Origin of the sequence: Streptomyces albospinus (genome assembly GCF_014648695.1) — a bacterium.
Lineage (GTDB): Bacteria > Actinomycetota > Actinomycetes > Streptomycetales > Streptomycetaceae > Streptomyces > Streptomyces albospinus.
Genome location: NZ_BMRP01000075.1, coordinates 1 through 19,952, shown reverse-complemented (window position 1 = coordinate 19,952; position 19,952 = coordinate 1). Strand labels below are relative to the sequence as shown.

The following is a 19,952-nucleotide window of genomic DNA, read 5'->3' as shown; positions in this document are numbered from 1 at the left end:
GCCCGCCGCTGCCACTACCAACGCCGAGGCCACGACCCCCACATGCGGTTGCAGTACTAGTCGAGAGTCAGGGGGCGGACGGTGAGGATCTGCTCGGCGTGGCCGACGGGGCCGTTGATGTCGTGCAGGACGCTGCTGGTGAGCCCCTGCCCGGAAGGGCCGAAGGTGACGGTGGTGTCCAGTCCGGTCCAGGGGCCTTGCGGCTGGCGGTGCAGGTGGATCGTCAGGTCGAGGTTGGGGAACATCCACGCGGTGGGGTCCTGCTGAACGGCGATGCCGTTGGCGGTGTCCACGAGGGCGATGTACGAGGCGAGTGCGCTGCTGGGCTCGCCGGCGACCAGGTCGACACGGCTAGAAATCCAGGCAGCCGCACGGCCCTTGCGGAGCAGCGTGGTCCGTCGGACGTCGATGGACGAGACGTAGCCGCCGTTCCACACCTCGCCCATCGCCCATGGCGCGAGGGTTTCGGGGGCGGGGAGGCGTTCGTGGGGGCTGTCGGCCACGGCCGAGGTGTCAAGGGAGGCAAGGAGCCAGGCGCGGGCGCGCACGACCGGGCGGCCGTCGATGAGCAGGACGGCTTCGAGGAGTTCGATGGTCCGGCCGGGGCGGATCGTCGTGACCTTGATTTCGCACTCGTCCAGGGCGATACGGCCGAGGATGTCATAGCTGATCCGGGCCGGCGTCAGGCTGTTGCCGGGGCGTTGCGCGAGGTGCCGGTCGATTGCGTGGACGATGAGGCCGGCGAGCGGGCTGAAGTGCTGCTCGTCGGCGTTCCATGCGCCGCCCGCGTGGGCCGTGGGCTTGTAGCGGTGCTCGTCCATGCGCTCGTAGTAGCTCTCGCGCGCGGCGGTGCCGGTAGTCACGGGACGGATCTCCTCAGGCGGAACAGGCAGTTGAGTGCGATGGGTGGGACGGCCGTACCCATGCCCGTGATCAGGATCGTAGGGCGCTGAACGGCCTGCGGACGACGGCCGTGATCCATCCCACAACGGGCAGAGGCGCGGCGCAACAGGGTTGGTCCGGGCCGTCCCCTACGGCGCGGCCACCACTATCGCCATCTGCGGATGCCGGCGTAGGCACGGAGACATGGGGGCATGGGGGCATGGGGGCACGCCGATGGGGGCATGACGCGGTCCCGCAGGACATCCGCCGACGCCCGGCCGAGCAGCCGAGCCCGTCGAGCTGTCGGCGGATGGGGGAGGTACCGGTGGTGCAGAGTCTGGGAGTTGCGCGGGGGCAAGCCATCGGGGCGACGGGGACGGGCCGGGCGACGCCAACGCCGCAATTGTTGCGGGTCGAGGGCGACGATGGTGCCATGACGAGCGCAGACATAGCCCTGGTGACGGGTGCCAACCAAGGAATCGGGCGGGAAGTCGTCCGCCAACTCGCAGCTGCGGGAGCGGTGGTGTATCTCGGTGCACGGAATCCGGAACGGGGCCGTGCGGTCGCGCACGAGCTGTCGGCCGGTACGGGCGATGTGCGGTTCGCGCACCTCGACGTGACGGACCGGTCCCAGGTCGACGCCCTGGCACAGCGGATCGGAGCCGAGCACGGCAGGCTCGACGTGCTGGTCAACAACGCGGGTATCGGCGGCACCCGCCCCGCGGTGGAGGAGACCACCGCCGACGACTTCTGCGACGTCATGGACGTCAATCTCCTCGGCGCGGTCCGAACCACCCACGCCCTGCTGCCTCTCCTGCACAAGTCGCACCGCCCGCGCATCGTCAATGTGACGAGCGGCCGGGGATCGTTCGCCGTCAACGACGACCCCGAGCGCATGGAGTCCCAACTGCGAGGGCTGGTCTACCCGGTCTCGAAGACGGTCCTCAACATGCTCACCTACCCATACGCCCGTGCCCTGCCGGGCTTTCTGATCAATGCTGTCGATCCCGGCTTCACGGCGACCGCGCTCAACAACCACACCGGCACCAGCACGCCCGCACAGAGCGCCGCGACGATCGTGCGACTCGCTCTGGCGACCGACGGGCCCAGCGGACGGCTCTTCGACTCGACCGGCGAGGTCGGCTGGTAAGCCGGGGGTGATCCCCCGGTCGACCGGCGCCTACTGCTCCGTGTCACAGTCCGGCGCCTCGAAGGCCGCCGGACTGTGACGGTCGGTTGCGGCAGTCGGCTACGCGTCGGCTTGCTGCGTCACCGCCTGCTCACGGCGTGGGCGGCGTCCTGCGCCGTCCAGGCCATCTCACTGGGTGAAGGCCGCGGTGCCGTTCGGGGTGCCGAGGCCGGTCGGCCCGTCGTAGCCGGTACCCGCGGTGCAGAGGTACGACGGCGAGCAGGAGCCGTTGGCGCCGGACGTGACGTCGTTCAGGGACGAGGCGTGCGAGTACGGGTACGAGGCCGGGGAGTCGGTCGAACCAGGGGTGCCCGCGAGGGCGTAGACGCCGGCGATGAACGGGGACGACGCGCTGGTGCCGCCGTACACGTTCCAGCCGCTGGCCTGGTAGGTGTCGTACACCGCGAGGCCGGTGGCCGGGTCGGCGACCGAGGCGACGTCGGCGACGGTGCGATTGCTGCAACCGGTGTCCTGCTGCCAGGACGGCTTGCTGTCGTACTGGGAGCAGCCGGAGCCGGCGCCGTTACCGCCGGCGCTGGAGCCCCAGACAGTCTCGGTCCAGCCGCGGGCGCTGCTGTCCTGCTGGAGTGAGGTGCCGCCGACGGCGGTGACGTACTGCGACGCCGCCGGGTACTCGACGCCGTAGCCGCTGTCGCCGGAGCTGACGGTGATGGCGACGCCCGGGTGGTTGAAGTACTTCTCGTCGGAGGCGGGGTCGGTGGAGTCCTCGGAGCCGCCGTAGCTGTTGGAGACGAACTTGGCGCCCATGGTGACCGCGCGGTTCACCGCAGTCCCCAGGTCGTCCATGCTGGCGCTGTTCGCCTCGACGAGCAGGATGTGGCAGGACGGGCAGGCCGCGCTCACCATGTCCACGTCGAGGGATATCTCGCCGGCCCAACCGGCGTCCGCTGCCGGATAGTTGGTGCCGCCGTTCTGGTCGACCTTCTGGAAGCACCCGTTGGCGGTGCTGCACTCCGGCAGCCCGTACTGGGAGCGGTAAGTTGCCAGGTCCTGTTCGGCGTTGGGGTCGTCGTTGGCGTCGACGATCGCCACGGTCTGGCCGCTGCCGCCCGACTGGGGCAGGTTGTACGCGCTCTGGAGGTCGCTGGGACCGTAGCCGGAGGGGGCGGCGTCCGGCCCCAGGGACAGCTGCTGCTTGATGTCCGTACGGGCCACCGCGTTGCAGGACATGTAGCCGGGGTGCGCGGGCCGCGCGCACAGCCGGTGGGTGGGGACCTTGGCGCGGGCCGCGGACGCGGCGGGTGACGCGTGGGTCGCGGGTGCCGGTGCGGCGCTGGACGGGCTGGCGGCAATCACGCCGCCGATGACGAGGGTTGTCGCCGACAGCAGGGCCGGGACGGCGCGGCGCGCCAGTCCTCTCGTGCGATCGGATCTGCCCTTTCGTGGAGAACTCAAGGGAACGACCTCCGTAGGGGGAAGGGCCGGCAGTCGGCACTCCGAGGACGTCTTCAAGATCATGCCGTCGAGAGAGTGTCAAGAACATGACATTTCGAGCGCCATGCAGATGTGACGTCCCGTCAGGGGGGTTGCGTGAAGCTGCCGGTGATGAGTTGCGCACGTGCACTCAGTGATGCCACCCCGGTCAGTGGTGGCTTTATTGAAAAGTAGTGAACCCTGCGTCAAGGAGACACCGGGCTACGGCAAAGGATTTCCCTGGGTCGCGGAACGGTTCGCCCCGGCGGCGGTCGCTGATCACGAACTTCAACTGGCCGCCCTGCAAGGAGGATCGGCGTCTCGGCACCTGCACGGAATGGTCAAGCCGCTGCCGGCCGCCGGCCGATGAAGACCGGGAACGACGGATCGTTCGGTGCTGACCGCGCTCCGGACGGCCGGTCCAACTATGAGATCTTGTGCGATCGGGTGGCCGGAAGCCGGCGCGTGCTGGGCCTCGGCTGCGGTGACGGCCTGCTGCTGGAGTTGTTGGCACGCAGCGACGAGCGACAGCTCGCGGGGTTGGACCCGTCTCCGGAATCACCGGCACTGGCACGACGCCGACCGGCGTTGTCCGCGGTGCGGTGGGAAGTGGGCCGGGCCCAGGATCCTCCCTTCGCCGACGACAGCTTCGATGCCTGTGTCTCTCATATGGTGCTGATGCTGATGGACGAGGTCGAACACGTCGGAGCGGAGGCTGCCCGAGTGCTGTCTCCCGGTGGGGTGTTGGCATGCGTGGTGGGAGGTGGGGCCGTCGGCGGCGAGGCGTACGACCTGTTCGTGCGGCGTTCTGTGCCGAGGCGGGGAAGACGACGGAGCCAGGCGGGCAGGTTCCCTGCGCCTTCACGATCCATCTCGCCACGGCGCAACTGCGTGAGAGGCCTCAACCCCACCCCGAGGTGGATGGGACGGCAGCAGATGCCGCCGGATCCGCCACATGACCCGCAGGACGCTCGGCCGACGGCGGCCACAACGCAACAGGTATAACGCAAGCATGCAATCAAAGCCCAGTCTGTCGCTGACCGCCGTCGGCCTACTCCTCGCGGCAGGCATACTCACGCTGGCGGCGTGGCTGATGTCTCTCGCCTGGAGCTCGTTCACCTATCACGCGGCCCTGGCCGGCACTCCCGGCACCCTCACCGCCGCACACTGCTTCACCGTCGGCAGCGGCAAGAGCACCCATCGCGAGTGCACGGGCACGTTCGTCGCGCAGAACGGCAGATACACCGATGCCTCGGCGCACGCCTACGAAGTCCGGGACACCGGCAGCAGTCCCATACGCCTACAGCTCCGGTCCGACGGCGGGTACACCCAACCCAATCCGCCGAGGGCCGCAATTGTCCTCGCGGTCCTCCTCGGCATCGTGAGCGGCGCGGCCCTTCTGTTGCTCTTCCTGTGCGCCATGCCCCAGCGGGTCTCCGTCGACAAGGGCGTACCGCTACGGGCCAATCCCCAACCGTGGGGTGTCCTGCTGCTGATCCTCAGCTGGCTGTCCGCCGGTGCAGCACTCGCGGCCGTCGCCTCGTTCGCCATGTTCTTCGTGCTACTGGTCGCCGGGCTGTTCTTCTGACGCCGGCACGCAGCAGGCTCAAGACGCCACAGCTGCGCGCTTGTGTGGCCGCGGGCGGGAGTAGCGGATCGCGTAGGCCCGCCCACCGGTTGCGGTGTCACCGCACGCCATCTGCTTCCCGTCATTCGTTCACGTCACCTGGTCACGTCACCTGGTCACGTCATCTGTCGCGCCTCTACTCCCCCAACTCCCGTTCGGCGACGGTGCGGAAGTCGTTCGGTGGCCGGCCGGTGAGGCGTTGGACGGCGTCGGTGGTGCGGTCCTCCGCCCCCTCGGCGATGGCACGGTCCATGCCGGCCGGCATCTCCGCGAACTCCCGGGGCATCTGCGCGGTGAGGTGATCGCGCATCTCCTCGTACGAGAGACGGCGGTGGATCACGGGTCGGCCGGTGACCTCGGCGAGACCTTGCAGGACAATCCACACGGGCGAGCTCCGCCCCGGATGGGCATCGATCCGGATGGGCATCGATCCTGATGGCGGCGGGGCCGTGATCCGTCGGCCACGTCGCATCGCCCGTGAGCTCGGTCGTCGTCCTGCTACCCGGTCCGTCCGGCCCCTTGAGGTGCCATGAGCTCAACGCCGGAATCCCGACGATGCCTGGGAAACGGCCGACGTACGAGCGGTTGCAGCCCGCTGCTGTCACGGGTGTTGGCGGCGGAGGGTCTGGCGACTGCGGCAGTACGTTCCGTTCGGTGAGCAGATGGATCTCCGGTGCGGCGAGGCGCTGGTCGCCGGGATGCCCGGGCTCCGTACCCGGTGCGGGCGCAGAGCCCGGAGACGCTCAGCGGAAGGGACCGTCGTCCGCGAAGGCATGGGCGGCGAACCGCTTACCCATCCGGCGGTAGGCGGCGGCGTTGGGGTGGAGGCCGTCGGCCAGGTCGTCCACCTCGTCCGGGCCGAGCAGCTCGCGTCCGTCGAGGTAGTGCAGATGGGGATCGTGTGCCTGCCGGACCGCCACGATCCGGGCCAGCTCCGCACGGACCACCGTCAGCGACAGCGCCCCGGCGGCCACATCGGCCGGGTCGCCCAGAGCCGTGAACTTCCCGTCCGGGCCCATCGCGGCCGGCCCGGGAGTCTCCTCGAACGCCGGGCAGCTCACCGGGGACAGCACCAGCAGCGGGGTGTCCGGATGTCCGTCCCGGATCGTGTCCAGGAATCCATGCACCGCCGGGCCGAACGTCCGCAGCCGGAAAGCGGCCAGGCTCACGATGTTGATGCCTGGCTTGAGGCTGATCAGGTCGGCGGGCAGATCGCGGATCGTCCGGGCGACGTAGGGGTCCAGGACCGCGCCGCCCGCCTCGCTGAGGTTGATCACCTCCACTCCCCCGAGCGCCCCCGCCACCACCGGCCAGGTGCCGGTCGGGCCGTCGGCGTCGATGCAGTGGCTGATGGAACTGCCGTGGTGCACCCAACGGCGCCGCCCGTCCGGCAACGGCGCCAACACCTCGCCGTCCGCCCGCAACGCCACCCATTCCGTGGGGGTCTGCTGCGGCAACCACAGCTCGACGTGCTTCATCCCGGCCGGCAGCCCGGCGAACCGTACGGTCCCCGGCTCGCCCGGAATCAGCCGATGCTCGGCCCCGGGCCCCGCCATCCGCAGCACATTGCCCACCGGCGCCTGCTGCCGCCCGGCCGGGACACCGTCCACCAGCAGTTCCAGCATCCCCGTCGGACGGGGGTGCGGGTCGCTGTCGAGCTGCCCTGTGGAGATGAGTACATCAAACTCCAGCTCACGCGCATCGGTACGGAAAACCAGCCGCACCCCCGAAGGCATCACGGTCACGCCGTACACCGACGGGTCCTGGTACTGCTCCTTGGTCCACGCGGGCAGCCGGCGCGGCATCACCCCCGCCTGCGTGGTCTCCAGGTCCAGCGCTCCCCGTAACTCCACCGGCCCGCCCACCAGCGGAACCTCTCGCATCGCCACCGTCACCGCTCCTGCCACCTCTTGAGTCTGATAGGTCGTTCGCCGGACTGTCACAACGCCTCCGGAGGAGCGAACCCGCCAACGGGCCTTGGAACATCCTCAGGCACTCCCCCGGAGCAGCCTAAAGGTTGTGCCGTGACCGATCCCGGAGTTGGTGCCGGGGACGGCCGGGGGATGTGCGCGACGCGCAGGCGGAGTTGGACACGGAGGCAGAGGCTGAGGCAGACGCGGAAGCGGACTTGCCTGCGCTGCAAGGGAGTTCGACTGCCCAGGCCTGGACGCCACGCCACGCCACGTCAGTGAGCACCGGTGTCGGTGTTTCGTATGCGGCCCGAAGGCGCGATGACCGGCTCTCCTCCGACCTCGGACGGCGACGCGAAAGGCTCTTGCGCCGGGTCGTCCACCTATAGTCCGCTGGTTTGCATGAGGAGCATGAGGAAGCGGAGCATTGCCACGCTGATCGGCGCCCTGGTCGCGGGCTCCCTCTGTGCCGGCACACCGAATCCGCGTGCGGCAGCCGCCGAACCCGGCGTCGGCGGTCCACCGCAGACCGGTCTGCCCCCGAGTCCGGGATTCGATCTCGACACGGTGACGATCCCGGAATTACAGGCACGCATGGCGGACGGTTCACTGACCTCGTCGGCACTGACCGCCGCCTATCTACGGCGGATCAAGGCCGTCAACCCGAAGATCAACGCGGTGTTGCGCACCGACCCGACGGCGCTGGACCAGGCGGCCTCCAGCGACGCCAGGCATCGGCGTGGTGAGATCCGCGGCCCGCTCGACGGCATCCCCGTTCTGCTCAAGGACAACGTGGATACCCGCGACATGCCCACGACGGCCGGGTCTCTGGCGCTGGCCTGCAGCCCCCCGGCACACGACGCCACCCTGGTGAGCCGACTCCGGGAAGCGGGGGCGGTGATCCTCGGCAAGACCAATCTGTCCGAGTGGGCGAACTTCCGTGCGGCGAAGCCGACATCAGGATGGTCGGCGGTGGGCGGGCAGACCCGCAACCCCTACGTGCTGGACCGGAACCCCTGCGGGTCCTCGGCAGGTTCGGCCGCCGCACTGGCTGCTTCGTTGACGCAGGTGGCGATCGGTACCGAGACGGACGGCTCCATCGTGTGCCCGGCAGGGATGAACGGGGTGGTCGGGCACAAGCCCAGCCTGGGCCTGGTCAGCCGGGCCGGAGTGGTCCCGATCTCCGCCGAGCAGGACACCGCGGGCCCCATGGCCCGCAACGTGATCGACACCGCGCTCACCCTTGCGGTGCTCAGCGGCGGCGACTCCTCGCGCCCCGGCCATCACCCGAGCCTCCCGGACGGGTTGACGCATGCCGGCAGTCTGCGCGGCAAACGGATCGGCCTGTGGCGGCTGCCCTCGTTGGGACCCGAGGTGGACGCCGTGATGACCCGTACCGCGGAGAAGCTGCGTCACGCGGGAGCCGTGGTCGTCGAGGTCGCGCCCCCGTACCAGAAGCGACTGGCCGAGCTCGAATTCCCGGCGCTGCTGAGCGAGTTCCACCGGGACATCGACACCTATCTCGCCACGCGCCAGGGGCCGCGGAACCTCGCCGGGCTGATCGCCTTCAACCGCAGCCATCCGGCGGAGCAGACCTGCTTCGCCGGCCAGGAACTGTTCGAGAGGGCGCTTGCCTCGCCTTCCACCAGTGACCCTCAATACCGGGCCACACGAGCCCAGTTGAAGGACCTCTCCCGGCGCTCCATCGACGAGACCATGGCCGCCCACCGGCTGGACGCCATCGCCGCCCCGACCAACCCGCCCGCCTGGACGACTGACTGCGCCCGGGGCGACAACGACGTCATCCCCTCCTCGACCCCCGCCGCCGTGGCCGGATACCCGTCCCTGTCGGTACCCGCCGGATCCGTGAACGAACTGCCCGTGGGACTGCTCCTGATGGCCGGCTACCACCAGGACGCCACACTCCTGTCACTGGGGGCCGCGGTGGAGCACCAACTACGCGCCTGGCGACGGCCGCGCTACCTGCCGTCGGTGGGACCCGACGCCACTCGGTAACGGCCCGGCGAGGACACCCGGTACGGGTGATCCGGCCGGTGGGGTCGCGCATCCATGGAGGTGCGACCCCACACAGGCCGCACCGACGGTACGTCGGAGACTCCTCGCGTCGGCCCGCGTAACGTTCCCTGCGGTTCCCGGTCTTGACCCTCCCCATTTCCCAACGACGCGCTCCCCACCTTGTCTGCGGACCGGCCGGGCATCGTCTGGACGTGAGACGCCGGGAATGATCGAATAAGGGATGACATCGTTCTGGGTCGGAAAGCGTGTCCGTCTGCGTGGGATCGAGCCTGACGACGCGGTCGCGTTCCAGCGGTTCGCCGAAGACGAAGAGCGTCTGGGAGATCTGTTGAACCCGCCTCGCTCCGCGGAGAGTTACCGGGTCTGGGCGGCGAAGCAGGCGTCCGCCAGGCCTGACGGCGACCGCTTCCAGCTGGCGGTCGAAGCCGTCGACACGGGGGACATAGTCGGCGCCGTCGGATCGCACCACGCCGACCCGCGCGCGGGCTGGTTCGAATACGGCGTCACGATCGGCGCCGAGCATCGCCGCAAGGGCTACGCGGCAGAAGCCGCTGTGCTGCTGCTCCGTTTCATGTTCGCCGAGCAGCGCTACCACAAGTGCCAGGTGCGGATCTTCGCGCACAACGAGGCATCGCTGGCTCTCCATCGCCGACTCGGATTCGTCGAGGAGGGCCGCCTGCGTGAGCTTGCGTTCCTGGCCGGCCGCCACCGCGATGTCGTCATGATGGGCATGCTCACCGACGAGTTCGCCCAGTTGCACTCGACGACAACCTGATGGTTCGAGCGGCCCCGGGTCGCGGTCCGGAAGCGGCGGGGTGGGAGTTGGCGGTCGGCAGCACGGTGACGGTGACGGTCTCGTGATCCACGGCTCGCCGTGCGCGAGGACCCGTCGGCGCACGGCCGGGGGCGACAGCACGATGCCGCCCCCGGCCGGGTGTCAGCTGACGCGCAGGGTCAGCGCGGCGGTGTGGAGCTTGCCGCCGGTCTGGAATTGCAGGAACAGCCGCCAGTTGCCGGACTTGGGCAGCATGGTGTGGAAGGACAGCTCCGGCCCGCCCTTGTCTCCGTTGACCTTGGTCTGCGGGTGCAGGTGTGCGAAGGCCTGGTCGCCCTCGTGGAAGGCGGTCAGGTGCGCGTACGTCTCCAGGTAGGGCTGGAGGTCGGTGACCGGCTTGCCGTCCTTGCTGATGTCCACCGTCATCGGGTGGGCCATACCGGCCATCAGGTCGCCCTTGACCGTGACGGTGTAGCCGTCGACCTCGGCACTGGTGGCCGCCGCGGGGAGCGGCGTCCGCTTGGCGTCGCCGGGGACGGTGACGGCGCGGCTGAGGACGATGTCCTTGCCCTTGCCCGGTCCGCTGTCGGGGGTGAAGGAGGTGAACATCCGCCAGGAGCCGGGCTGGAGGGCCGCGAGGTCGGCGGTCCAGGTGCCGTCGGCCGCCATGGCCGGGTGGACGTGCTGGAAACCGGTGAGGTCCGAGCGGATCGCGTAGAAGTGCATCCGCTTGGTCTGGTCCACGGCGAAGCCGGTGACGGGCTTGCCGTCCGGCCCGTTGATCGTGAACGGGTACGCGGTGTCCTTGCCCGCGGTGAGTTCGCCGGCGCCGGACGACAGCTTGTAGCCGTCCTTGGCGCCGGCCAGGCCGTCGCCCGTGCTGCCGTGGCCCATGCCGGGCATCGAGCCGTCGTCCATGCCGGGCATGGACGGTGTGCCGCTCGCCGAGGACGACGGCGACGCCGCGCCGTGGTGCATGCCCGGCTTGGACGAGTCGGACGAGTCCTTCGACGAGCCGCAGGCGGCCATCGTCAGCGCGAGCACGGCTGCGGTACCGGCCGCCGCGAGACCACGACGGCGCAGGGTGAAACGAGAGGTGAACGACATCACAGAAAGCCTTCGGGAGATGCGCGCCGCACCGGCGCGCGGAGGATCAGGACGCATGGCCCGCAGCCCGTACGACGGGCGGGGCAAGGTCCTGTCACATGCGCGCTGTGCACACCCGTAGGAGCAAGGCCCGGCCACCGGTCGGCGGACCGCGCCGGCCCACAGCCCCGGCCACCGGATACCGCCGCATCAGCGCCCATCCGAAAAGGACCGTCAGCACCCCAACTGCCAGGATCCCTACGGTCGGCAGCACGCTGCGGTCACGGACGGGGGTGGCGACGCACTGGGTGTCGTGGTCACCGGCCATGGACGGCAGACCGGGATGCACCATGGGCAGGGACGAGGCGGCGGGCGTCGCGAGAGCGCTCTCGACTCCGGCCATGTCCCCGGCCTGAGCGGCGTGGTCGTGATGCATGACGGGCGCGGGCGCCGACAGGGATGTGTGGCAGCCGACAGCGGCGGCCGGGGAACCGTGCATGAGGAACAGCCCGAACAGCACCGCGCACACCGCCAGCAGCCGGGCCGGAGCCCGCCCACGCGACCGCGCACTGTCCACCGCCGCCCCATTCCCTCGTCGATCGCCCGGCGGGCAGCCGAACACAGCCCTTACGGCAGCCGACGGCCCTCGGCTGGAGCATACCCCCACCTGGTATCCGGAGGGAGACCAGGCCCCGCGGCACTCGGTATCGCCCGCCGATACGTACCCAGCGTTGATCTCGCCCGGTCGCGGCTCACGCATCGCCCTGGACGCGAGCGTGCAGGTGCATGTCGTGCCGGCCGTCCATTTGCAGATGCGCGCTGCGTCGGGTGCCCTCCAAGGCGAAGCCGGATTTGGTGGCCACCCGGCAGGAGGCTACGTTGCGGACCGAGTGCGCGAGTTCCAGGCGGTGAAAGCCCGCCTCGTCCAGCGCCCAGGCCGTCAGCGTTGCGAGGGCCCGCGGGGCGACCCCGGTACCGCGGGCGGTGGGCAGGACCCGGACGCCTCGGCCCGCCGGTACCAGTGCGCCACCTTCGCCGACTCCCCCCGCTGGTACGGCAACCAGCCGAGACGGCCCGTCCCGGGGGCGCATTCCCCTTCAGCGGCCTTCAATACGGCGCCGGCGCCTGGACGCGAGGTGATCGTGGCGGCCGTCCGCGCCTACCTGGCCCACCGGGAGCCTGGCGGCGAGCGCCCTCTCCCACCACGGTCACCAGACGTCGTCGTCCCCTGGCCGAGGATGCCCTCGGGTGGGTCCCGGCCCGGTTCTCCGGCCCGCCCAGCGAACCCCTGATCCCCACCAACGGCAGCTCAGTTGGAGAAGTCCTGGGTGAGCCAGACGGTGCCGTCGGGATTCCGGTAGACGGCGATGCCGACGTGGGTGAAGGTGCTGCTCAGGATGTTCTGGCGGTGACCGTCGTTGGGCGGCTGCTCGGCGAGCATGGACTTGGTGAGGTTGACGGCGGCGGTGGCGATCTGCTGGGCGTCCGCTCCGGCCGTCGCCTGGCCGATGTTCTCGCCCGCAGCGCCCCAGTGCACACCCGCCGCGGTCTCCCGGTCTCCCAGCGCGGGTTCGCCCGGGCACTGGTGGGACATACCGCACCCGTTGTCCATCGCCGCGTTGTGCCCGGTGGCACTGCGGGTGAGGCCGGTGGTGATGGTGTAGGGCGGCAGGCCGTGGGCGGCGCGCGCTTGGTTGATCACGGCGAGAACCTGTCCGACCGCATCGGAGGCGGTGGACGGACGTGCGGTCGGGGTGCTGCTGTGGGTCGGCGCCCGGTGGGACGGGGAGGGGGCGGTCGGCCGGGGTGTGGCGGCCGGTGTCCGGCTCGGATGTGGTGTGGGGCGGGGGGTGGCCGAGGGCGAGGGGCTGAGCGGTGGCGCTCCGGCCACGGGTGCCGACTGCACCCGCACCGGCTGGGCGACGCCGGCGGTCGTTTTCGGGGCGCTGCCCGGGGAGCCGATCGCTACGGATATCACGGTGGCCGCAGCCGTCGCCGCGGCGCCCCCGGCGAGGAGATGCGCCCCTCGTGGGCGCATCGACGGGCGGCGGTGGCTGCCGTGCCGCCTGCCACCGAGGCCGGTGGAACGGTGCGCCGCGGTCGGCGTCATGACGCCGTCGCCGCCGGGAACGACCGTCTGAGCTGCCGGGGCGAACGCCGCCGTTCCGTGGCCCGCTTGGGCCGCCCACCAGATGAGCGTGGCGGTCGGCGGTACCAGCCCGCAGCCCACGAGGAGGCTCTGCGCGGGTATCAGTTCGCTGCGGTGGCCCGAGCAGGCGGTGCAGTCGCGGGTGTGTCGTGTGATGCGCTTGCGCCACAGCGCGGTGGGGACTCCGTCCCAACCAGCGAGGACGGGCGCGAGCTGCGGGCAGCGGGGCTCCGCCAGCAGTGCGCGGACCACCACCCGGGCGGTTTCCAACTGCGCCTTCATCCGCTGCACCCGCACCGCGACGAACGGCGCGGACAGTTCCAGGGCCGCGGCGACCTCCGCCCGGGTCAGCTCACCGGCCGCCTCCAGCCACCACAGCGACAGCAGGGCGCGGTCGTCCTCGTCCAGCCACCGGGTCGCCTCGGCGGCCTCCCGGCGCTGACCGGAAAGCCCCAGCCGGATGATGGTCAGGTCGACGAAGTCCGCACCGGGATCGACCACGTCGGCCACTTCGTCGACCCCGGTATCGCAGGCCAGCGCCTGTTTGCCGCGCCAGTGGCGGCGTATCTGGTTCATCGTGACGGCGACCAGCCATGACCGGAACCGGTGCGGGTCCCGTAGATCGGCCAGGCTGCGCAGGACACGCAGCAGGGTCTCCTGCACCACGTCGTCGACGTCGGCGTGACCGTGCAGCGCACGTCCGACGATGTTGTACACCAGCGGCAGGTACGCGGCGATGAGCTCGTCCTGAGCCCGTTGATCCCCCGCCTGCGCGGCCGTGATGACCGCGGCTTCCCGTTCCGGTGTCATGTCCGTCCTCTTTCTCTGTGGCGACGGGTCTGCATGCCTTCGATACCTGGGAGACCCTGTCAGGACGGCTCGGATAACAGAAACCCAGAAATTTTCTTCCGGGCCTCGATCGGAGCGCACGACGATTCCCATCATTCCGGCACATCAGCGCGACATAGTCACCGATGTAAGAACATTCAGGACATCCCTCAGGATTGCTGCACGCCATCGGCAATGAAGTGGCCGGCCGGGACCGGGCTTACGAGATCAGTTCCCCGGTGGGGCAACCCCGCGCACCGTTGCAGCCCTTTGGCCCGCACAGCGCCTTTGGGCACGAATCGGACCAACCCATTTGTGATGAAGGCCACTTGGACTTGCTCGGGGCTCGCAGCTCCGCTAACTTCCACTGCCCATTGGACATGCCTTCGAAAGCGTCCAGTTCACGACGGCTGCGGCAGCCCTGAATTCTTCCTGCGGCACCCTGAATTTCCCTGCCCCCACATGCATTTCGGGATTACCGGCGAACCATTCGCCGTGCCGACAGGAAAGCCACGATGATTCCCATCTCCCCACGCAGATAGGCCCGTTGTTCGCTTCGTCCCGATCGCAGAGTGCCGCGATCGCCGACTCGCTGTTCACCCGGCCACCGCTCCGCCGCCGTCCCGGGCCGCCACGGCCCCATCGGCCCCGACGCCTTCGAGGGCGCGGCCGGCCTCGCCGGCCGACGTCGACATGCCGGAAACCTGACACCACAGGAGGACATCAATGCGTCGCGCTTCCCACAAATGGAAGTCCCTCAGCGGTACCTCGCGTACCACCATCGCCCTGGCCACGGCCGGCACGCTCGCGGCCGTGACCGTCGGGGTCTCCTCGGCGAGCACGCTCGGACCGGACCACGACCGGCCCGCCGCCCCGGCGCCACAGGCCACCAGAGCGAAGACCCATCCGTTCGGCCTCGGCGCCCTGCCGTCCGAGTCCACGTGGCGCACGTCCGCGCTGAACCGGTCCGTGGACCCGAACCTGTCGGCCATGGCTCCGCGCCCGACGACCGACGGCACCACGTCCGGCAAGAAGCGGCAGACCCTCCCCGCCCGTGTCGACCTCGCCAAGTACGCGGCCAAGCCCGGCAATCAGGGCCAGGTCGGGTCGTGCGTCGCATGGTCCATCGACTACTCGGCCTACAGCATCCTCGAACACGAACAGGGCATCACCGGCGGCCCCCAGGCGCCCATGTTCACCTACGCCCAGATAGTCAAGGGGCAGAACGTCGGCACCTCCCCGCAACAGCACTTCCGCATCGCCACCTCACAGGGCGTCGACTCCAAGTCCCATTACCGGCAAGGCGACTTCGACTACACCACCCAGCCCACCGCCGACGAGACGCGCAACGCATCGAAGTGGAAACTGTCCGGCTACACCCCGCTCCACACCGGCAGCCGGATCAAGGCCGAGGTGCAGGCTGCCCTCGCCCAGGGGGAGCCGGTGGTGATCTCGATTCCGGTGTACGACAGCTTCTTCTCCCTCGACGCGCGGCAAGCCGCCTCCTACGCATACTCCCCGACTCCCGGTGAGCAGCTTGCCGGCGGTCACGAGGTCACCATCATCGGCTACAACGGCAAGGGCGTCCGGGTGGAGAACTCCTGGGGCACCCACTGGGGCGACCACGGATTCATCAACCTGTCCTGGGACTTCCTGGCCCAGCAGGTGCGGGAGGCCAACGCCGTCGGCAAGCTCATCAAGAAGTAGGAGCCGGGCGGAGTCGACGCCGTACCTCACGAGGCGAGTCGGGGGAAGAGCGCTTCGGCGTTGCCGTGGTTGATCGCGGCGCGCCGGCGGTCGTCGAGGGGGTACGCGTCGAGCCGCTGGGTGAAGTAGGCGCAGGTTTCGGGGGTGGCGTAGGGGAAGTCGCCGCCGAAGGTGATGTGGGTGGGGTCGGCGAAGGTGGGGAGGGTGTCGGGGTTGGCGGTCAGGGCGGTGTCGAAGGAGAAGCGGCGCAGCTCGGCGAAACTCGCCAATAGTTAACAAGCTAATTCTTAGCTTGTTAACTACAGTGGCTCCATGACCTCACGACCGCAAAGCGGACCCACCCCGGCAGAGGGGACCGCCGACCGGCTGCCGCAGGCCGATGACCCGCAGTTCCAGGAATTCACCCGGGCCGTGCACGACCTGCTCGGCGCCGTACGACGCACCCGCGGCCGACTGGCCGGTCAAGGGCGGCCCGCCCTGTCGCTCTCCCAGATCCAGCTGCTGGAAGCGCTCGCCGACCACGGCGCCCTCGGTGTCGGCGAATTGGCCGAGCGCGCGGGCGTCACCGCCCCCACCGCAACCCGCATGCTCAAGCAGCTCGACCGCGACGGCATCGTCACCCGCACCCGCACCACCGGCGACGAACGCCGCGTCCGGGTCTCGCTCACCGATACCGGCGCCGCCCTCCTCGCCGAACACCGCACCCGCCTCCGTGAACGCCAGCTCCGCGCCTTCCGCGAACTCACCCCGGACCAGCGCGCGGCGATCACCGACCTCACCCACCGGCTCACCGAGCTGGTCGACGAAATGTGACCTCGCCGGCCACGACCTCCAGCGATACGGCCGGCTGACCCGCGCAGCCGACGGCGCCACGGGCGCTGTCCAGGACGCACGGATGGCCGGGCTCACAGGCGGACGACGACGAGGGCGATGTCGTCACGGCCGCCCCCGGCAACACCGAGCCTCGCGAGCAGGGCGTCGGCCAGACGCTGGGGGCCGAGGTTGCTCATGGGGGCCAGTGCTTCGGTGAGCCGGGCCAGGCCGCTGTCGATGTCCTCTTCCCGGCGCTCGATCAGGCCGTCGGTATACAGGACGAGGGTGTCGCCGGTGCGAAAGGCGGTGCCGGCCTGCGGGCGGGGCACATGCTCGGGCCGCGCCCCCAAAGGCGGGTCGGTGGCCTGGTCCAGCAACCGGCAGCCTCCCTGCGCGCGCAGCAATACGGGAGGCGGGTGGCCGGCGCTGGAATAGACGATCAGCTTCAGACGGGTATCGATCAGAGCGGTGACCGCGGTGGCCGCCAGGGCCCCGTCCACCGAGCGGGCGTACAGCCCCAGCACCTCCAGCGCCTGCGCGGGCCCGGTCACCGCCCGGCTGGCCGCCGACAGCGCACTGCGCAGCATGCCCATGACGGTGGCGGCCTCCAGACCGTGGCCGACCACGTCGCCCACGGCGACCGTGAACCGACCGTCGGCCAGGTCGACGGTGTCGTACCAGTCACCGCACACATTCAGCGAACCGACCGCCGGCAGATAGCGCACCGCGACATCCTCGTGCCGGGCGAGGTCCGGGGAGTGCAGCATCGCCTCCTGCAACGTGACGGCGACCTGCCGCTCCCGGGCATGCGCGGCCCGCAGCTCGTCATTCAGGCGTTGCAGCTCGCGGGCCCGGAGATACAGCTCGACCTCCATGCTCTGCGCACGCTCGGCCAACCGGTCACCCCGGTGGAACCGGTGCGCGTGCACGAACGCGGTGACGTCCTCGACCCGGTGGATGATGTAGGCCACCCGCCCGTCCGGTCCGCGGACCGGCGTGTTGACCGGGGACCACCAGCGTTCCTCGAAGTCCCCGGGCCGGCGGGACACCGGGATGTCGTAGCGCTGCATCGCCATGGTGTCCGGCTCCCCGGTGGCCAGCACTCGCCCCAGAGAGGCTCGGAGGTTGCGCACCCCGTCCGCCATGGGGTCCGCCGGGTTGTCCGGAAATGCGGTGAACAGGGGCAGCCCGACCAGTTCCTCACGGGAGCGGCCGGTCACCCGGCAGTACGCGTCATTGACATCGACGACCACCAGATCCGTACCCATCACCAGGTACGGACTCGGCGTCGCGGCGAACAGCGCCTGGTAGTCGAGCTCCGGCCTCACGTACCAGCCTCCTCGGCCGGGAAGCCCCCTCAGCATCCACGCTACGCACCGCAGGCCCGCCCTGCGCGCTGCGCGTCCCCCGCCACAGCACCGCACCGCGCCCCGCCCGCCACGGGAGCCCGAACACGACCCACCACCAAGGCGTGCACATGCCAACATTCGGATCCGCCCCGCAGGCACCGCCTCGCCCCCGACACACAGGTCGGCCTCGGGTGAGTTCGTCGCCCCTCCGACGCCCGGCAGGGCATCACGCGGGCGCCCACGCGCCGATCGCGGATTCCTTGCCTGCTTCTACGGGAGGCGTGCGAAGCGGCGACCAGAGACGGGCTGTCGGCGGCCCTTCGCCTGATGTTGCCTCGCGGGAAGGGCGGTGACGTGAAACCCGAAAGGTCCCTGCTCGCAATGAACAGGGACCTTGTCCGGAGCGCCCGGCAGGCCTTGCACCTGCATCTCCCACCGGTTGGTGGACGTCTTTCCTTGGACCACAGACGCGCGACTCCCGTCCGCGGAACCGTAGTTCGTCCGCAGAAGCGAAGTGACGCCGTGATCATATCGCACCTGCACGGCAGGTTCCGCCGGCACCTTCCGGAACCGAAGGTGTACTTCACGGACTTCGGTCCGGCGCCCAGCCAGGACTTCGTGCTCTCACCGGACGAGGAGCAACGCGAGAGGCCGAGCGCCGCCTTGCCGGGCAGGAAGCGAGCGCTTGCCGATCCGCCCACGGCGGGGCTACAGCTCCCTGCGCATGAGCACGCACATCGTCTCGTGACGGCGGATGGACCCGTCGGGCGCCTCCTCGTCCCAGGCATCCGGCTCACGGCCGTACGCGACATAGCCCAGCCGCTCGTACAGCGCGCGAGCCCGAGGATTGTCCTCCTCCACGGCCAGTTCGGCCCTGTGCAGTCCGCGACTGCCGATCCGCTGTTCAGCGGCCCGGATGAGCAGCGTCCCCAGACCGCAGGACTGGAGCGCAGGCAACACGGCGAGCTGCCACACGGCCCCGGCCCCCTCGGAGACCTGGTAGTCGATCCCGCCGATCGCCACCGGCACGTCCCTGGGGGTGCAGACGGCCAGGTAGTCCACCTCACCGGCCGCGGCACGCGCCAACTCCCGCTCCACTTGGCGCAGATGGGTCGCCGACCCGGACCAGTTACACGCAGGCAGATCCCGCTGAAGCAAGTCGCGCACCCTCACCGGCAGGACGACGGCAGTGCCGTTGGAGTCGTGGTCGCTGATCACGACACGAGCATGCCGAGCAACACCAAGGCCCGGCAACGCAATTCTTCCGCCCTGCGATCCGCAACAGTTGCTCACCCCCCACAGGTCGGGACCGCCCTGCTTCCGCCCCTCCGACTCGGTCCCCCCGGTCCAGCGCCTTCGACAAGATCAAGATACTGACGGCCTTCGGGCCGACCCCGTGCAAGGCCGGCAGCTCCGCCTCCCTACGCTGCGACACCGGCTCCAGCGCCGTCCTTCGTCACCGAGGCGAAGCGCTTGCCCCGTATTGAGAAGGCAGTCATGCCGAAGTGCGTGGCCTCAACCTCCGGGAGGGCGAGCGCCGTCTTGCGCAGCTGCGCGAGGGTGCTGATGCACGGAGTTTCACACGATCGGCTCAGAGGAAGGCTGCGCACTTGCCCGCTTGCGGAGCGCGGCCTCATCCCGTGGGACGGAAGCGAATCGAACCGTGGCTCGGCGATCTCGCTCCGCTCCGACTTCGCCGAGCCCCCGCAGACGGCCATCACGCGTCCGTGACGAACTCGCGTGCCGGATACTCGTCCCACCACCCCGCAGCTGAAGCCGCCACCTCCACGACGTACTTGGGACAGTCCCAGCGGGCAACGGCCGGCCGGGGGCAGTCCTGCTCGAACTCCTCCGGGTCCGCAACGCCGTTTCCTCGTCGTCCGCCACCACGCGATCGTGCACACCGAACCCGCCGACGCGGGCCGGCGGGTCGCCGCACGTCGCCCCCGAGAAATCCGGCGTACCGTCCTCACCCAAATACAGGGCATCAATGTCATCGGCTGTGCCTTGCGCGTGACCTGGCCCCCGGATGCGCCCGACCCGTACCACGTGCGTGTACGGCTAGCACTTCCTGCGCACATGGAAAGGCCCCGCCCTTTCTGGCGGATTCCAGGAGTCGTCGCAACACAATTTGATCAACTGGCTGTTGCCAGGAGCTTAGCGAGG

Annotated in this window: 16 protein-coding genes and 2 pseudogenes; 7 read left to right on the top strand and 11 right to left on the bottom strand. The window is 69.9% G+C overall.

Annotation, left to right across the window (positions count from 1 at the left end; all coding sequences use genetic code 11):
• Positions 1-56: 56 nt before the first annotated feature.
• On the bottom strand, positions 57-821 hold the full coding sequence (locus IEZ17_RS39510; protein ID WP_189308463.1) for a thioesterase family protein: 765 nt from the start codon (positions 819-821) through the stop codon (positions 57-59).
• Between the two features lie 494 nt (positions 822-1,315).
• Here IEZ17_RS39510 and IEZ17_RS39505 point away from each other — a divergent pair, with 494 nt between their 5' ends.
• Positions 1,316-2,032 carry an SDR family NAD(P)-dependent oxidoreductase gene (locus tag IEZ17_RS39505; RefSeq protein ID WP_189308460.1) on the top strand — a complete coding sequence of 239 codons (717 nt, stop codon included), beginning with the start codon at positions 1,316-1,318 and terminating at the stop codon, positions 2,030-2,032.
• A 168-nt stretch (positions 2,033-2,200) separates the two neighbouring features.
• On the opposite strand, the gene IEZ17_RS39500 is transcribed toward IEZ17_RS39505, so the two are convergent.
• Complete coding sequence (locus tag IEZ17_RS39500) at positions 2,201-3,262, bottom strand: S53 family peptidase (protein WP_373300073.1); 1,062 nt, start codon at positions 3,260-3,262, stop codon at positions 2,201-2,203.
• A gap of 609 nt (positions 3,263-3,871) precedes the next feature.
• On the opposite strand from IEZ17_RS39500, the gene IEZ17_RS39495 reads away from it, so the two are divergent.
• Together IEZ17_RS39495 and IEZ17_RS39490 are read left to right on the top strand one after the other, a co-directional pair.
• Positions 3,872-4,510 carry a class I SAM-dependent methyltransferase gene (locus tag IEZ17_RS39495; protein WP_189308459.1) on the top strand — a complete coding sequence of 213 codons (639 nt, stop codon included), beginning with the start codon at positions 3,872-3,874 and terminating at the stop codon, positions 4,508-4,510.
• Positions 4,511-4,517: 7 nt separating this feature from the next.
• On the top strand, positions 4,518-5,093 hold the full coding sequence (locus IEZ17_RS39490; protein WP_189308458.1) for a hypothetical protein: 576 nt from the start codon (positions 4,518-4,520) through the stop codon (positions 5,091-5,093).
• A gap of 175 nt (positions 5,094-5,268) precedes the next feature.
• Here IEZ17_RS39490 and IEZ17_RS39485 read toward each other — a convergent pair.
• Both IEZ17_RS39485 and IEZ17_RS39480 read right to left on the bottom strand, forming a co-directional pair.
• Positions 5,269-5,496: pseudogene (locus tag IEZ17_RS39485) on the bottom strand (ergot alkaloid biosynthesis protein); the annotation flags it as partial.
• A gap of 379 nt (positions 5,497-5,875) precedes the next feature.
• The gene (locus IEZ17_RS39480) at positions 5,876-7,015 is read right to left on the bottom strand and encodes an SGNH/GDSL hydrolase family protein (RefSeq protein ID WP_189308461.1); all 1,140 of its coding nucleotides are present in this window, start codon (positions 7,013-7,015) and stop codon (positions 5,876-5,878) included.
• Between the two features lie 438 nt (positions 7,016-7,453).
• On the opposite strand from IEZ17_RS39480, the gene IEZ17_RS39475 reads away from it, so the two are divergent.
• Positions 7,454-9,058, top strand: coding sequence for an amidase (locus IEZ17_RS39475; RefSeq protein ID WP_189308457.1), 1,605 nt, complete (start codon positions 7,454-7,456; stop codon positions 9,056-9,058).
• 241 nt (positions 9,059-9,299) lie between these two features.
• Positions 9,300-9,854: a GNAT family N-acetyltransferase gene (locus IEZ17_RS39470; RefSeq protein WP_189308456.1), complete on the top strand. Its 555-nt coding sequence runs from the start codon at positions 9,300-9,302 to the stop codon at positions 9,852-9,854.
• 162 nt (positions 9,855-10,016) lie between these two features.
• On the opposite strand, the gene IEZ17_RS39465 is transcribed toward IEZ17_RS39470, so the two are convergent.
• The 4 genes and pseudogenes from IEZ17_RS39465 to IEZ17_RS39450 form a co-directional block, all read right to left on the bottom strand.
• Positions 10,017-10,961 carry a DUF8832 domain-containing protein gene (locus tag IEZ17_RS39465; protein WP_189308455.1) on the bottom strand — a complete coding sequence of 315 codons (945 nt, stop codon included), beginning with the start codon at positions 10,959-10,961 and terminating at the stop codon, positions 10,017-10,019.
• Between the two features lie 94 nt (positions 10,962-11,055).
• Positions 11,056-11,517, bottom strand: coding sequence for a hypothetical protein (locus IEZ17_RS39460; protein ID WP_189308454.1), 462 nt, complete (start codon positions 11,515-11,517; stop codon positions 11,056-11,058).
• A 175-nt stretch (positions 11,518-11,692) separates the two neighbouring features.
• A pseudogene (locus IEZ17_RS39455) lies at positions 11,693-11,935 on the bottom strand (GNAT family N-acetyltransferase); the annotation flags it as partial.
• Between the two features lie 314 nt (positions 11,936-12,249).
• Positions 12,250-13,899, bottom strand: coding sequence for a sigma-70 family RNA polymerase sigma factor (locus IEZ17_RS39450; RefSeq protein ID WP_189308453.1), 1,650 nt, complete (start codon positions 13,897-13,899; stop codon positions 12,250-12,252).
• Positions 13,900-14,643: 744 nt separating this feature from the next.
• On the opposite strand from IEZ17_RS39450, the gene IEZ17_RS39445 reads away from it, so the two are divergent.
• Positions 14,644-15,624 carry a C1 family peptidase gene (locus IEZ17_RS39445; RefSeq protein ID WP_189308452.1) on the top strand — a complete coding sequence of 327 codons (981 nt, stop codon included), beginning with the start codon at positions 14,644-14,646 and terminating at the stop codon, positions 15,622-15,624.
• Between the two features lie 26 nt (positions 15,625-15,650).
• On the opposite strand, the gene IEZ17_RS39440 is transcribed toward IEZ17_RS39445, so the two are convergent.
• Positions 15,651-15,893: a hypothetical protein gene (locus tag IEZ17_RS39440; RefSeq protein ID WP_189308451.1), complete on the bottom strand. Its 243-nt coding sequence runs from the start codon at positions 15,891-15,893 to the stop codon at positions 15,651-15,653.
• 43 nt (positions 15,894-15,936) lie between these two features.
• Between IEZ17_RS39440 and IEZ17_RS39435 the strand changes: the two genes are divergently transcribed.
• The gene (locus IEZ17_RS39435) at positions 15,937-16,437 is read left to right on the top strand and encodes a MarR family winged helix-turn-helix transcriptional regulator (RefSeq protein ID WP_189308450.1); all 501 of its coding nucleotides are present in this window, start codon (positions 15,937-15,939) and stop codon (positions 16,435-16,437) included.
• 92 nt (positions 16,438-16,529) lie between these two features.
• On the opposite strand, the gene IEZ17_RS39430 is transcribed toward IEZ17_RS39435, so the two are convergent.
• Together IEZ17_RS39430 and IEZ17_RS39425 are read right to left on the bottom strand one after the other, a co-directional pair.
• Positions 16,530-17,765, bottom strand: coding sequence for a SpoIIE family protein phosphatase (locus IEZ17_RS39430; RefSeq protein ID WP_189308449.1), 1,236 nt, complete (start codon positions 17,763-17,765; stop codon positions 16,530-16,532).
• A 729-nt stretch (positions 17,766-18,494) separates the two neighbouring features.
• Positions 18,495-19,004 carry a GNAT family N-acetyltransferase gene (locus IEZ17_RS39425; protein WP_189308448.1) on the bottom strand — a complete coding sequence of 170 codons (510 nt, stop codon included), beginning with the start codon at positions 19,002-19,004 and terminating at the stop codon, positions 18,495-18,497.
• Between the last annotated feature and the right edge of the window lie 948 nt (positions 19,005-19,952).

Coding starts and splice junctions, on each gene's coding strand:
- IEZ17_RS39510 (WP_189308463.1), bottom strand. CDS start 821: ATGGACGAGCACCGCTACAAGCCCACGGCCCACGCGGGCGGCGCATGG.
- IEZ17_RS39505 (WP_189308460.1), top strand. CDS start 1,316: ATGACGAGCGCAGACATAGCCCTGGTGACGGGTGCCAACCAAGGAATC.
- IEZ17_RS39465 (WP_189308455.1), bottom strand. CDS start 10,961: ATGTCGTTCACCTCTCGTTTCACCCTGCGCCGTCGTGGTCTCGCGGCG.
- IEZ17_RS39445 (WP_189308452.1), top strand. CDS start 14,644: ATGCGTCGCGCTTCCCACAAATGGAAGTCCCTCAGCGGTACCTCGCGT.
- IEZ17_RS39495 (WP_189308459.1), top strand. CDS start 3,872: ATGAAGACCGGGAACGACGGATCGTTCGGTGCTGACCGCGCTCCGGAC.
- IEZ17_RS39475 (WP_189308457.1), top strand. CDS start 7,454: ATGAGGAAGCGGAGCATTGCCACGCTGATCGGCGCCCTGGTCGCGGGC.
- IEZ17_RS39435 (WP_189308450.1), top strand. CDS start 15,937: ATGACCTCACGACCGCAAAGCGGACCCACCCCGGCAGAGGGGACCGCC.
- IEZ17_RS39470 (WP_189308456.1), top strand. CDS start 9,300: ATGACATCGTTCTGGGTCGGAAAGCGTGTCCGTCTGCGTGGGATCGAG.
- IEZ17_RS39490 (WP_189308458.1), top strand. CDS start 4,518: ATGCAATCAAAGCCCAGTCTGTCGCTGACCGCCGTCGGCCTACTCCTC.
- IEZ17_RS39450 (WP_189308453.1), bottom strand. CDS start 13,899: ATGACACCGGAACGGGAAGCCGCGGTCATCACGGCCGCGCAGGCGGGG.
- IEZ17_RS39500 (WP_373300073.1), bottom strand. CDS start 3,262: ATGTCCTGCAACGCGGTGGCCCGTACGGACATCAAGCAGCAGCTGTCC.
- IEZ17_RS39480 (WP_189308461.1), bottom strand. CDS start 7,015: ATGCGAGAGGTTCCGCTGGTGGGCGGGCCGGTGGAGTTACGGGGAGCG.